This is a genomic window from Mesorhizobium sp. M7A.F.Ca.CA.004.04.2.1, assembly GCF_004022825.1.
GTDB lineage: Bacteria > Pseudomonadota > Alphaproteobacteria > Rhizobiales > Rhizobiaceae > Mesorhizobium.
In genome coordinates, this window is the sequence record NZ_RZPH01000060.1 from 1 (window position 1) to 12,200 (window position 12,200).

Genomic DNA, 12,200 nt, shown 5'->3' on the forward strand with positions numbered 1-12,200 from the left:
CTACCCGGCCGTCCTGGAAATCTACACCCAGAAGCTCAACGCCATGGGCAAGCAGCTCCTGTTGCTTTCCGTGCCCAAGGGTTTCGAAGTCGATGACGTGCTGCCATCGATGCTTCAGTACGAGATCGACGGTTTGATCGTCACGTCAGCTGTGTTGTCGTCGCGAATGCGCGACATCCTGCACAACAGGAACACTCGGGTGGTTTTGTTCAACCGCTCCGTCGACGACTTTTCGATCAATTCAGTGTGCTGCGAGAACAGGTCGGCTTCTATGGAAGTTGCCGCCCTTCTTGTTGCCGCAGGGCATAGGCGTATAGCCCTTATAGGGGGCCGCCCTGATACGTCGACCCACCGCGAACGTAGCGCCGGCTTTCAGGATGAATTGCGCCGCCATGGAGTCCAAATCATTGGCGAGCAATTCGGCGAAAACACCTATGGCGGGGGTTACAGGGCAGCGATCAATCTGCTGTCCGGCCCGACTCCCCCGGACGCCATCTTCTGTATCGCCGATGTCATGGCGCTTGGCGCGCTGGATGCCGCGCGCTTCGGGCTTGGGCTGAAAGTTCCGCGCGATGTTTCCATCGTGGGCTTCGATGACATTCCCTCGGCCGCCTGGCCGGCATACGACCTCACCACCTTCCGCCAGCCGATCGAGGCGATGGTGGGGCGGTCCCTGTCCCTGCTGTTTGATCCGGCAGACTTTCCACCAGCGGCTATTCGCATACCCGGCGAACTGATCATTCGCGGCTCTACCAACATTGGTCCTGCAACCGCCTGAGCTGATCAACGCCAGATACTAATTTAGCAAATACATATGCATACGTATTCTCAATTTGAGGAAATGGAGAGTGATTTATGGAGGAAAATCAAGTCGCGCCAAATTTCAGGCTGGACGGAAAACGGGCGCTTGTTACCGGAGCCGGGCGGGGGCTGGGACTGGCCGCCGCTCATGCGCTCGCCCACTTTGGTGCCGAGGTCGTTCTGGCCGCCCGCACATTGAGCGAGGTGGAGGCTGCCGCGGCCAATATCACTCGCGCGGGCGGACAAGCCGAAGCCATCGCTCTCGATATCCGGGACGTTTCGGCAGTGAGTGAAGCTGTTTCACACAGGCCGGCTTTTCACGTGCTGGTCAATAATGCCGGGATGAACCGCACCAACCCATTCCTTGACGTAACGCGGGCCGATTTCGACGACATCATCGGGCTCAACCTGCGCGCTTCCTTCTTTGTAGCGCAGATCGTCGCGCGGCGCATGGTCGAGCAAGGCGTGGGCGGAAGCATCATAAATATGTCGTCGCAGATGGGCCATGTCGGCGCCGCGACGCGCAGCGTCTACTGCGCCTCTAAATGGGCGATGGAGGGGATGACCAAGGCTACGGCAATAGATCTGGCTCCATACAAGATCCGTGTCAACACCGTCTGCCCGACGTTTGTCGAAACGCCGCTCGCTCAGAATTTTCTCAAGAATGAGGCCTTCAGGGCGGAGGTGCTGTCCAAGATAAAGCTTGGCCGCATCGGTCATGTCGACGACATAACCGGGGCGGTTGTCTTCCTGGCGTCCGATGCATCCTCTCTCATGACGGGATCGTCCATGATCATCGACGGCGGTTGGACTGCGGACTAAGAACCTGCTGGAGGGTCGCATGATCTGGATGCCGGACAGGCGAACCCCGGAATGAGAGCGCGATTTCAGGAACGGCGCTCGTAAGCCTTCGTGCCCGAGGTTTGGCGGGCGGTGTTCTGATCGGATCGGCGGCGAGCCGGGCGCGCCATCAGCGTCGCGAAAAGCCGTCGAGCATCACTGCGAAGATGATGATGGCGCCTTTCAGGATCGCCTGTTGGGCGGGTCCGACGCCAGTGATGCTCAACCCATTGTCGACGACGCCGATGATCAGCGTACCGAGCAGCACGCCGACGATGCTGCCCTTGCCGCCCGACAGGCTGACGCCGCCGATGGCAACCGCGGCGATCGTCGATAGTTCGAGGCCGGTCGTCTGCGCCATCGTGGCGCTCATGTAGCGCGACATGCTGATTACGGCGCCGATCGCATAGAAGCTGCCGGCAATGGCGAACACGATGATGCGCACGCGCACCACGCGCACGCCGCTGATGAAGGCCGATCGGGAATTGCCCCCAACGGCGTAGATTTCGGCCCCGAAAGCGGTCCGGTGCAGGACGAAATAGCTGAGCGCCACGATCGCGAAGAACAGGATGACCGGGTTGGGCACGTAGAGCAGGCTGCCCTGGCCGATGAAGGCAATGCTCGAGGGGATGCTGTCGACGAAGCCACTGCCGGTCACCTGATAGGCGAGCCCGACGCCGATTTGCCAGACGCCAAGCGTCACGATCAGGGATGGCAACCGCAGCCGTGCCACGAGGAAACCGTTGGCGGTGCCGAACGCGACGCCAACGAAGAGCATCACCGGGATGGCGAGAAGCGGAGAGATCGCGATGCCGAGAAGGCTGAATTGCGGGTTGGTGGTGACGAGGCTGCCGCCGACCATCAGCGTCACCGCCACGATGCCGCTCACCGAGAGATCGAGGCCTACCGTGAGCACCACGAACGCCTGCCCGCAGGCGGCAATGCCTCGGATGGACGACTGGATCAGCACGTTCGCGAGGTTTTCGGTGCCGATTGTGGCGCCGCGCGTGACGATTGCGAACCCCGCGATCAAGGCGGCGAGGATGAGCAGGCGCACGAAGTCGTCGCTGGTCAGTACGCCGAAGCCAAAGCCTCGGCGGCCCGGCCCGGCATCCGCTTCCCGAAGTTGGTCGACGATCACTCTGGTTGCCTCCGCAATTGCATGTCAGGCCGTGATGCGGGTTGGCCGCTCGCGGCGGCGGAAGAATTCGATCGACACCGCCAGGATGATGACCGCACCTTTGACCGTGTTCTGGACGTCGGTGCTGGCGCCCATGGCGCCGAGGCCGCTGTCGATGACGGCGAGGATCAGTGTCCCTAACAACACGCCGAGCACGGTGCCGCGGCCGCCATAGATGCTGACGCCGCCGATCGCGACAGCGGCGATGCTGTCGAGCTGCAGCCCGCTCAGCGTCCTGATCGAGACCGACATCATCCGCGATTCGATCGACAGGGCGGCGAGTGCGACCATCAGTCCCGAGATCACGAAGACGAGGAACTGCACGCGCCGGACCTTGATGCCGGAGAGATACGCGCTGGCGGAATTGCCGCCGACGGCATAGATGGCTCGGCCGAAGGACGTGTGGCTGAGCACGAAATGCGCCAGCGCGAAGAGCAGGAGCATCTCAATGACCGGCACGGGCACGCCCCGGATCGAGCCCTGTCCCAGCATGCTAAGGCTCGAAGGCAGATCGGTGATCGTGTAGCCGCCGCCGACGAGTTGGGCGAGACCCAGGCCGATCTGCCACATGCCGAGCGTCGCGATCAGCGCGGGCACGCGCAGCCGCGCGACCAGCAGGCCGTTGACGGCGCCCATCACGATGCCGACGAGCAGGATAATGGCGATACCGACGGGAACTGGCCAAGGATCGCCGCCGACCATGTTGAGGTCGAAGCGGCTGGTCAGCGTGGAAGCGCCAAGTACGCTTGCGAAGACGCCGATGCCGTAGAGCGACACGTCGATGCCTCCCGTCAGGATGACAAAGGTCTGGCCGATAGCGGCTATGCCGATGATGGAACTCTGCAGCAGGATGTTGGACAGCCCGCGCGCACTGTAGGTAACGCCTCCGGTTAAGAGGCCGAACACGACGATCAGCGCCACGAGTATGAGCGCGCGCAGCACGTTGTCGTTGCGCAGGAAGCTCTTCATCCGTGCGCCTCCGGCACGCCAGCGATATCGGCGCCCTTGTCGCCGCGCACGAGCACCATTTCGAGCAAGTCGCGCTCGCTGACCCGATCGGGCGCGACTTCGCGTGTGATCCGGCCCTGCGCCATGATCAGGATGCGGTCCGACGCCACCATGATCTCGCGCATGTCGGATGACAGCAGCAAAACGCCGACGCCCCGCTCCCGCGCCTGGCGGCGGATGACGTCGTAGATCTCCTGGCGGGCGCCGACGTCGATACCCCGGGTCGGCTCGTCGAGAATGAAGAGCTTCGAACCGGCGGCGATCCACTTGCCGATGACCACCTTCTGCTGGTTGCCGCCGCTGAGCAGTCGCACGAGCTTGCCCGGTTCGCGCGGCCGCAGCCCCACATCGTCCATCACTCGGGCCACCAGGCCGCGCACCCGGCGGCCGACGAGCACGCCCGCAGTCGTCACTCGGCTCAGTGCCGGCAGCACCATGTTGAAGCCGACCGAGTGCTCCTGGACGATGCCTTCGGCCTGGCGATCCTCGCTGACGAAGCCGATGCCGAGCCGGCGCGCCTTGCTCGGCGTCATCGTGGCGACGTTCACCGCCACGCCATCGAAGTGAAGGCTGCCCTTGACACGGGTTCCGTCCGGCAGCGCACCGACGATGGCGCGCGCGAGTTCGCTCTTGCCCGCGCCGATCACGCCGGCGATGCCGACGATGGTGCCCTTCGCGATGGTCAGGTCGATTCCTTCGAACAGGCCGTCGGCGGAAAATCCGGAGAGTTCGAGGAGCCTGCCGGCGCCCGGTCCGGCCGCCTGCCGCAACGTTGATGTGCTGTCAACCGGCTTGCCGGTCATGCGCTCGACCAGCGTCGCCATGTCGATTTCGGCGATGCCGCAGCTCTTGACGACGGCGCCGTCGCGCAGGATCGTCACCCGGTCGGCGAGCGCGAAGACTTCTTCGAGTTTGTGCGAGATGTAGACGATGGCGACGCCGCGCTGCTTGAGCACCCTGACGAGGCCATAGAGATTGTCGATCTCGACGCGCGACAAGGCGGAGGACGGCTCATCCATGATGAAGACGGCCGGATCGTAGGAGAGGGCGCGCGCGATCTCCACTTCCTGCTGGTCGGCCACCTTCAGGTCGCCGACCGTGGCATCGGGCGACACTCTGCTGCCGAGCCGCTGCAGGATCTGCGCGGCCTCGCGGCGCGCCTTGGGCCAGTCGACCTTGCCCCAGCGGGCGGGCAGGCGGCCGAGAAGGATATTCTCGGTGACGCTCAGATACTGGACCAGGCCGAACTCCTGATAGACCATCGAGACGCCGTTGCGCTGCGCCTCGGATGGATTGGAAAACTGGGCCTGCTTGCTGCGCACCGTGTATTCGCCGCTGTCGGGCCGCAGCACGCCCATGAGGATCTTCATCAATGAGCTTTTGCCGGCGCCGTTCTCGCCGAGAAGGGCGTGGACCTCGCCGGCGCGCAATTCGAGCGCCACGTCCCTCAGAATCTTGATGCTCCCGAAGGACTTGGTGATGCCCACCATGCTCAGGACGATGTCACCCACGCGTGTCTCACCTGTTCCCTGGATACCGCCCGGCGTCTGTCGCGCGGTGGGATTGCAGCCACCCGCGCGACGAACGGATGCGCCTCAATAGCCGAGGAGGCTCTTGCGGTCGGCGAGCGTCGGGACGGGGAGGCCGATCTCCTTGGTGTCGAGGACTGGCCAGTAGTTCCACTTGCCGAGCGGCATGTCGGTGAAGGCGACGGTTCCGCCCCACATATGCGCTGCATCCGTGTCGATCGTCGCACCCGTCAGGAGCGGCATCGGCAGCAATACTCGGCGCGGCAGCTTGACCGTTCCGGAATTGGCATCGCCGTCGCCCAACGGCTGCTTGAGCACGGTGTGCCAGAGGAACTGCTTCACGACGACATCGATCTGGTGCCACGGGTTGTTCGACACCGTGAAGTCGAAGGTGCCGTCGCGCAAAGGTGCCAGCATCGCCTTGTCGATATCCTGGAGGATGACGACGACGTGGTTCGGATCGCCGGCGGGCGCCAGACGGTCGACGGAGCGCAGGCCCTCTGTGATGGCGCCGGCATCGCCGAACTGGGGATAGATGGCCTTGATGTCGGGATAGCGGGCAAAGGCATCCTGGATAGCCTTGATCACCGACTCCGGCTGGCCGGACGTGTCGACCGATTCGACGATCTCGACAGCGGGATCTCCCGCCAGCCCCAGACCGACGCCGTGGTGACGGGCCTGGCAGATCGGCAGGGCGCGTGCGCCCCAGATCTCCAGCACGCGATAAGGCTTCTCGGCGGTAGCGCCCGCCGTTTTGGCGAGTTCGGAGAATTTCACGCCGATCTGGCCGTTGCCTTCCATCGTGTCGGCATCATAGCCGGCAAAGCCGGTGAGCTTGTCGGTGTTGGCCGGAAGCACCCAGTTGTAGACGTCGATCCCGGATGCGATGGCCTTGTCGATGGTGGTGGCCATGGAGGTCGGGTCGATGGGATGCAGCACGATCGCGTCGTAGGCGTGCGTGGCGATGGCGTCTTCCATCAGGCGCGTCTGCGTCGGCACGTCGAATTCGGCCGAGCTCGTGGTGAAGGTCGCGCCGGCTTCCTCGAGCTGGGTCTGCAGGAGATGCTGCGCGATGACCTGGTAGTCGTCGCCCATCCACACCGGCAAATAGAGCACCTTGTAGGGCGACCCGTCCTGCTTGACGGCGATCCCCTTGTAAGGCTGCCACTGGACACGGCTCGGATCTATGAGACCCTTGATCTTGCCCCAGTCGGCCTCGGGTATGAAGTCCGGTCGCGCGGCTTCCTGGGCCGTCGCGGCAAATGCCAGGGACAGCGAGAATAAAGCTGCCGCTATATATTTCTTCATTGAATTCCTCCTCCAAACTCTTCCTGCCATTCGCGAATGCGGTACCTGGGGTACCGGCATTGCCTCCCTGCTGCGAAAGAAGACCTCCAATTCGTTTGCTGAAGCTATTCGGTGATAGGGGTGATGAACTATAGAAGCATGCAGCCGAACAAATATTGCCTGGAAGCACTGTCCTAAGGCAAATCCCCAACCGAAGTCCTAGCCGCCCCGGCAAGAGGGCTCAAATCGTTGTTCACCATGTCGGCATCGCGAACGGCGAGGAAACGGTGATATTCAGGTGGAGGGATGGCCGCGCTTTGTCGTCACCACGCCCTGCCTTCGCAATCGGGCCAGTGTTCTTCGACAAGCTCAGGATGAGGTAGGAAGCGGGCGAGCCTAGACCGACCGAGAAGGAGAATGCCGGCGCCATTGGCGCGACCGCCACCGTCAGGTGTCGAGCTTGGTGGCCATGTCCTCGATGTCGTCGGCGATGACATCCCAATCCGCCTCGGCGGCAAGGTCGATCGCTTGGTTGGGGCCGAATTCGGTGGGACGCAGGAAGAAGCCGGTCATCAAACCGTACTTGCGCGCGTTGGCGAGGTCGCCATTGTGCGCCGACGCCAGCATGACCTCGCCCGGTTCGAGATTGAGCAGCCGGGCGCTGCCCAGGTAGGTGTCGGGATGCGGCTTGAAGCGTGAGAACATGTCGGAGCCGAAGACCACGTCCCACGGCAGGTTCGCGCCCTTGGCCATGTCGACCAGCAGGCGCACGTTGCCGTTCGAAAGCGAGCCGACGATGTATTTGGTCTTCAGCCGCGTCAGGCCCGCCACGGCATCCGGCCAGGCCTTGAGGCGATGCCAGCCGAGGTTGATGTCGCGCAGGTCGTCCTCTCTGAAGCCGGTGACGCCAACATCGCGCATGGCCTCGTCGAGCAGTTCGCGATGCAGGTCGTCGAGGAGGCCGTAGTCCCGCGTGCCCGCGGTTACTTCATCGAGCATCCGGTGATAGCCGTGGCGCCATGCGTCGGCGACGGCGGCCCAGTCGCCGTTGACGCCGCGCTTGCCACCGAGTTCCTTCATTTCGGCGACCAGGCTGCCGCGCCAGTCCACCACGGATCCGAATGTGTCGAAGACGATGGCTACGGGTTTCTTGCTGGACATGGCGGTCTTCTCTTCGAATTTGGAAAAAGGGGAGCACCGGCGGGTTTCGCGGTGCGTGCTATGAGGCGCATCGTATCGAGGGTCTTCCTCCCATCGAAACTAACGGAGAGCCCGGCGAAGGAAAGTATCCGTTGGGCACCCCCCACCTCGCGGAACGTGGCGGCAGCCTGCGTCGCGCCGCGGAAGGCGATCGCCGCGCGACGACTGCGTTCAGGCGAAGGCGATCTGTACCTTGATGGCCCGGCTCTTGTCGCCTGCCAGCAGGAAGGCGTCATTGGCATCAGTGACCGGCATGGTCGCGCTGTGCAGCGGCGCCACGTCGATCCGGCCCGAACCAATGAGCTTGGCGGCGAGCGAAAACTCGCCGGCGAAGCGGAAGCTGCCGCGCAGCACCAGTTCCTTGCCGACGATGGTCGAGATCGGCAGTTCGGGGACGGCGCCCTGGCCGACGGGCACGATGGTGCTGCGCGGCTGTGTCGCGCGCAGTGCCCCGGCGATGGTCAGCGACTAGCCGGCGACCTCGAAGACGACGTCGAATAGCCCTTGTTGGACTCATAGCCGGCCAGCGCATCCGGCCCGACCGCCCGACGTTGACCGTATGGTCGGCGCCGAGCGAAGGGGCGAGGGCGAGCGGCTTGTCGAGGATGTCGGTGACCACCACTTCGCGCGCGCCAGTCGCGCCGAAAGCAGGAGGAGGAGGCCGATCGCGGCGTCGACGCCGGCAGCCATGGCGACGGCGTTGGCGGCGTCGCAGACGATGTAGTCGGCAAACCCGCCCTGCACGAGCGGCGTGCGCATGGCGCTGCCGAGGAAGCGCATGTCGGAACAGTGGATCGGCTGGCCGCTGCAGCAGAAGCCGCAATGGCCGCAGGGCGACGACGGACTGACGGCGACCATAGCGCCCAACTGCACGCCCACGACACCGGCGCCGAGCGCCGCGACATGCCCGGAAATCTCGTGATCGAGGATCATCGGCTCGCGCACTCGGACCGGCCCGAAGCCGCCATGGTTCTAACAATGCAGGTCGGAGCCGCAGATGCCGCCATTGGCGATCCGCACCAGCACCTGTTAGGGGCCAGGTTCGGGCCTGGCCCTTTCCTCGACGCGCAGGTCTTCTCTCGGCATGCAGAACCACGGCGCGCATCATGTTCAAATCCTCGTATCCCGCAGCATCTGCCGTCGCCGCTTCAGTACAAGGCGCACGCCATGTTCAATGGCTGATCTGGCTGAGGAACGCCTTGCTGCGGGCTTCCCTCGGATTGTCGAAGAAGGTGCCCGGCTCGCCCATCTCGACGATCTCGCCCTGGTCCATGAAGATGACGCGGTCGGCGACCTGGCGGGCGAAGCCCATCTCGTGGGTGACGCAGAGCATGGTCATGCCTTCGTTGGCCAGTTCGATCATGGTGTCGAGGACTTCCTTGACCATCTCCGGGTCGAGCGAGGAGGTCGGCTCGTCGAACAGCATGATCCTGGGATTCATGCAGAGCGCGCGCGCGATCGCCACGCGCTGCTGCTGGCCGCCCGAAAGCTGGGCGGGATATTTGTGGGCCTGTTCGGGAATGCGCACGCGGGCGAGGTATTTGCGCGCGGTCTCCTCCGCCTTCGCCTTGGCGATGCCGGAAACCTTCATGGGCGCTAGCGTGCAGTTTTCGAGCACCGTCATGTGCGGGAACAGGTTGAACTGCTGGAACACCATGCCGACGTTGCGGCGCACCGCCTCGACGTTCTTCGGCCCCGCGGTGAGTTCGATGCCGTCGACGACGATCTTGCCGCTGCGGACCTGCTCGAGCTGGTTGATGCAGCGGATGAGCGTCGACTTGCCCGAGCCGGACGGGCCGCAAAGGACGATTCGCTCGCCTGTGCGGACCGTCAGGTTGACGGCCTTCAGCGCATGGAAAGCGCCGTAGTATTTCTCGACGTTTTCCATGCTCACCGCGAGCGAGACGGTTGCGTTCGCCTGTTCTGAACTCACGTGGACATCTCCCTGCGGCCGGCCGTGCCTGAACCTACTTCTCGGCGTTTTCGATGAAGTCCGGCAACGGCGCCTTCATCCATTGCTCGTGCAGCTTGCCCAGGCTTCCGTCCTTCTTCTTCCCGTTCAGGAAGTCGTTGACGGCGGCAAGCAGCTCGGGCGAGTCCTTGCGCACGACGATACCCTGCGCCTGCTGGCGCAGCAGGAACTTCTTGGTGAAGCGGTCCGGCGCCGTCTTTTCGATCTGGCCGATCGCGATGTCGGCAACGCCGAGCAGCGGCACCTGGCCGGAGATCAGTGCCTGCGCGGAGGAGGCGTCGTCGTCGTAGCGCTGGACGTTGGTGTCGGCCGCGGCGATTGCCGTCACGGCGGTATCCTGCGTGGTGCCGCGGGTGACGCCGATCGTCTGGCCCGCGAGGCCCGCCTTGTCGGTGATGGCGATATCCTTGTCGCCATAGACGAACTGCTCGAGACCGGCATAGGGCACCGAGAAGTTGACAACCTTGAGGCGTTCCTCGGTGATGCCGAGCGTGGCAAACAGCACGTCGGCCTGGCCCGACAGCAGGTACTGGATGCGGTTGGCCGAGGTCACCGGCAGGATGGTCAGCTTGACGCCGATGCTGTCGGCGAACTCCTTGGCGAGATCGGGATCGTAGCCGACGGCCTGGCCGTTGGAATCGAGCAGGCCGAAGGGTGGGTAATCGACCAGCGAGCCGACGGTGATCGTGCCTTTGTCCTTGATTTCCTTCAAGGTCAGGGCTGAAGCCGGCATCACGGTGACGGCCGCCGCGACCGCGACGCTCGCGACGAACGTCAGAGCATTTTTCCAGAGTGTCATCAGGTGTATCCTCCCTTTCAAAAAATGGATCCCCGACATCGAGGGTCCGGACAATTCGAGACGTCAGCGTGTCGCCAGAGCGGCGTAATGCCCTTCCATGCGCCGGGCGTAGACCGAAAGCGGCCAGCACAGGCAGAAGTAGATGATGGTCACCAGCCCGTAGACCTTGAGCGGCGAGTAGGTCGCGTTGTTCATGATCTGCGCGGCGCGCATCAGCTCGACGAAGCCGATGATCGAGGCGAGCGACGTGCCCTTGATCAGCTGGACGAGGAAGCCGACGGTCGGCGCCACGGCGATGCGCGCGGCCTGCGGCAGGATCACCGATTTCATCCGATCGAAATAGGACAGGCCAAGCGCCCAGCTCGCCTCGCTCTGGCCTTCCGGCACCGCCTGGATGCAGCCGCGCCAGATCTCGCCGAGAAAGGCGGCGGCGTGCACGGTAAGCGCCAGTGCGGCCGCCACCCAGGGGCTGACGCCGAAGCCGATGATCTGCAGGCCGAAATAGGTGAGGAAGAGCTGCATCAAGAGCGGCGTGCCCTGGAACAGGCGAATGAAGCCGAGCGCCGGCAGGCAGAGCAGCCGGTATTTCGACACCCGCGCCAGCGCCACCACGAGTCCGCCGACGGCGCCGCCGGCAAAGGCGGCGGCCGAAAGCGCGATGGTCCACTGGACAGCCAGAACGATGAACCAGAATTCCTGTATGCCGAAGGGGCGGATCATGACCTCGCTCCTACCGGCTTAAGGGATAGTTAAAGGCGAGGCGCTGGATCAGGCGGAACAGGCCGGAGAAGCCGAGCGACATGACGAGGTACATGCCGGTGATGACAAGATAGACCTCGAAGGCGGTGAAGGTTCGCTGCTGGATGTCGTTGCCGGCGGCGGCCAGGTCCGTCGCCGAGATCACCGAGACGACGCTGGTCGACAGCATCAGGTAGACGAACTGGCTGGTCAGCGCCGGGTAGATGGTACGCACCGCCTGCTTCAGGATGATGTAGCGGAAGATCTGCAGGCGGTTGAGCCCGAGCGCGACGCCGGCCTCGACCTGGCCCTTGGCGATGGATTCGATGCCGGCCCGGATGATCTCGGTGGCGAAGGCGCCGACATTGACCACCAGCGCCACGATGGCGGCGGTGTTCGGCGTCATGCGGATGCCGAATTCCGGCAGCGCGAAATAAATGAAGTAGATCTGCGCCAGGAAGGGTGTGTTACGGACGAGCTCGATATAGGCGTCGATCAGCCAGCGCAGCGGGGGCGGCCCGCCGGTCTTGGCAAAGGCCAGCACGACGCCGACGATCAGGCCGAGAATCATGGCAACGAACGAGAGCTGGATGGTGATCCACGCGCCCGTTAGAAGATGGTCCATGTTCGCGAACACGGGCGCGAATAGGAGCTGATACTGCATGACCTCCCTAACTTCCGGCTGCTCCAGAAATGCCTGCCCGCCACGCTCCGATCCGCCGACCGCGCGCGCCTTCCCTATCGGGGAAGCTTAAGCCGGCGGCGCGATGCAGGGATATTATCGGTTCGGTTCCCCCCACCTCGCCAAATGTGTTGGCTGGCGCCGCCCGCGCGGCGGTTCAATCC

Annotated in this window: 13 protein-coding genes; 2 read left to right on the forward strand and 11 right to left on the reverse strand. The window is 63.8% G+C overall.

Features of this window, described 5'->3' with window-relative positions; genetic code table 11:
- Both EN893_RS04810 and EN893_RS04815 read left to right on the forward strand, forming a co-directional pair.
- Positions 1 to 778 (forward strand): substrate-binding domain-containing protein (locus EN893_RS04810; RefSeq protein WP_128361431.1); only part of this gene is annotated, 778 nt, incomplete at its 5' end.
- A 77-nt stretch (positions 779 to 855) separates the two neighbouring features.
- Positions 856 to 1,623, forward strand: coding sequence for an SDR family NAD(P)-dependent oxidoreductase (locus EN893_RS04815; RefSeq protein WP_127269669.1), 768 nt, complete (start codon positions 856 to 858; stop codon positions 1,621 to 1,623).
- A gap of 148 nt (positions 1,624 to 1,771) precedes the next feature.
- On the opposite strand, the gene EN893_RS04820 is transcribed toward EN893_RS04815, so the two are convergent.
- From EN893_RS04820 to EN893_RS04865, 11 genes are all read right to left on the reverse strand, one after another.
- Positions 1,772 to 2,782, reverse strand: a complete 1,011-nt coding sequence (locus EN893_RS04820; RefSeq protein WP_164748729.1) for an ABC transporter permease — start codon at positions 2,780 to 2,782, stop codon at positions 1,772 to 1,774.
- Between the two features lie 24 nt (positions 2,783 to 2,806).
- On the reverse strand, positions 2,807 to 3,790 hold the full coding sequence (locus EN893_RS04825) for an ABC transporter permease (RefSeq protein WP_127269673.1): 984 nt from the start codon (positions 3,788 to 3,790) through the stop codon (positions 2,807 to 2,809).
- Positions 3,787 to 5,340, reverse strand: a complete 1,554-nt coding sequence (locus EN893_RS04830; protein ID WP_127269675.1) for a sugar ABC transporter ATP-binding protein — start codon at positions 5,338 to 5,340, stop codon at positions 3,787 to 3,789. Before EN893_RS04830 ends, EN893_RS04825 begins: the two co-directional genes overlap by 4 nt.
- An 84-nt stretch (positions 5,341 to 5,424) precedes the next feature.
- Positions 5,425 to 6,666 (reverse strand): sugar ABC transporter substrate-binding protein, encoded by a 1,242-nt coding sequence (locus tag EN893_RS04835; protein WP_024504867.1) that lies wholly within the window; start codon positions 6,664 to 6,666, stop codon positions 5,425 to 5,427.
- Positions 6,667 to 7,092: 426 nt separating this feature from the next.
- Entirely contained in the window at positions 7,093 to 7,806 is a 714-nt protein-coding gene (locus tag EN893_RS04840; protein ID WP_127268070.1) for an HAD-IA family hydrolase, read from the reverse strand.
- Positions 7,807 to 8,016: 210 nt separating this feature from the next.
- Positions 8,017 to 8,262 (reverse strand): hypothetical protein, encoded by a 246-nt coding sequence (locus EN893_RS39985; protein ID WP_306244472.1) that lies wholly within the window; start codon positions 8,260 to 8,262, stop codon positions 8,017 to 8,019.
- Positions 8,263 to 8,358: 96 nt separating this feature from the next.
- A complete protein-coding gene (locus EN893_RS39990) occupies positions 8,359 to 8,778 on the reverse strand; it encodes an alcohol dehydrogenase catalytic domain-containing protein (protein WP_127301625.1) in 420 nt (139 codons plus the stop codon).
- Positions 8,779 to 9,016: 238 nt separating this feature from the next.
- The gene (locus tag EN893_RS04850; RefSeq protein ID WP_127268075.1) at positions 9,017 to 9,733 is read right to left on the reverse strand and encodes an amino acid ABC transporter ATP-binding protein; all 717 of its coding nucleotides are present in this window, start codon (positions 9,731 to 9,733) and stop codon (positions 9,017 to 9,019) included.
- A 79-nt stretch (positions 9,734 to 9,812) separates the two neighbouring features.
- Entirely contained in the window at positions 9,813 to 10,616 is an 804-nt protein-coding gene (locus EN893_RS04855) for a transporter substrate-binding domain-containing protein (protein WP_127268071.1), read from the reverse strand.
- A 63-nt stretch (positions 10,617 to 10,679) separates the two neighbouring features.
- Complete coding sequence (locus EN893_RS04860) at positions 10,680 to 11,336, reverse strand: amino acid ABC transporter permease (RefSeq protein ID WP_127268072.1); 657 nt, start codon at positions 11,334 to 11,336, stop codon at positions 10,680 to 10,682.
- A gap of 10 nt (positions 11,337 to 11,346) precedes the next feature.
- Positions 11,347 to 12,018, reverse strand: coding sequence for an amino acid ABC transporter permease (locus EN893_RS04865; RefSeq protein ID WP_024504874.1), 672 nt, complete (start codon positions 12,016 to 12,018; stop codon positions 11,347 to 11,349).
- Between the last annotated feature and the right edge of the window lie 182 nt (positions 12,019 to 12,200).

Coding starts and splice junctions, on each gene's coding strand:
- EN893_RS04815 (WP_127269669.1), top strand. CDS start 856: ATGGAGGAAAATCAAGTCGCGCCAAATTTCAGGCTGGACGGAAAACGG.
- EN893_RS04825 (WP_127269673.1), bottom strand. CDS start 3,790: ATGAAGAGCTTCCTGCGCAACGACAACGTGCTGCGCGCGCTCATACTC.
- EN893_RS04835 (WP_024504867.1), bottom strand. CDS start 6,666: ATGAAGAAATATATAGCGGCAGCTTTATTCTCGCTGTCCCTGGCATTT.
- EN893_RS04840 (WP_127268070.1), bottom strand. CDS start 7,806: ATGTCCAGCAAGAAACCCGTAGCCATCGTCTTCGACACATTCGGATCC.
- EN893_RS39990 (WP_127301625.1), bottom strand. CDS start 8,778: ATGATCCTCGATCACGAGATTTCCGGGCATGTCGCGGCGCTCGGCGCC.
- EN893_RS04850 (WP_127268075.1), bottom strand. CDS start 9,733: ATGGAAAACGTCGAGAAATACTACGGCGCTTTCCATGCGCTGAAGGCC.
- EN893_RS04855 (WP_127268071.1), bottom strand. CDS start 10,616: ATGACACTCTGGAAAAATGCTCTGACGTTCGTCGCGAGCGTCGCGGTC.
- EN893_RS04860 (WP_127268072.1), bottom strand. CDS start 11,336: ATGATCCGCCCCTTCGGCATACAGGAATTCTGGTTCATCGTTCTGGCT.
- EN893_RS04865 (WP_024504874.1), bottom strand. CDS start 12,018: ATGCAGTATCAGCTCCTATTCGCGCCCGTGTTCGCGAACATGGACCAT.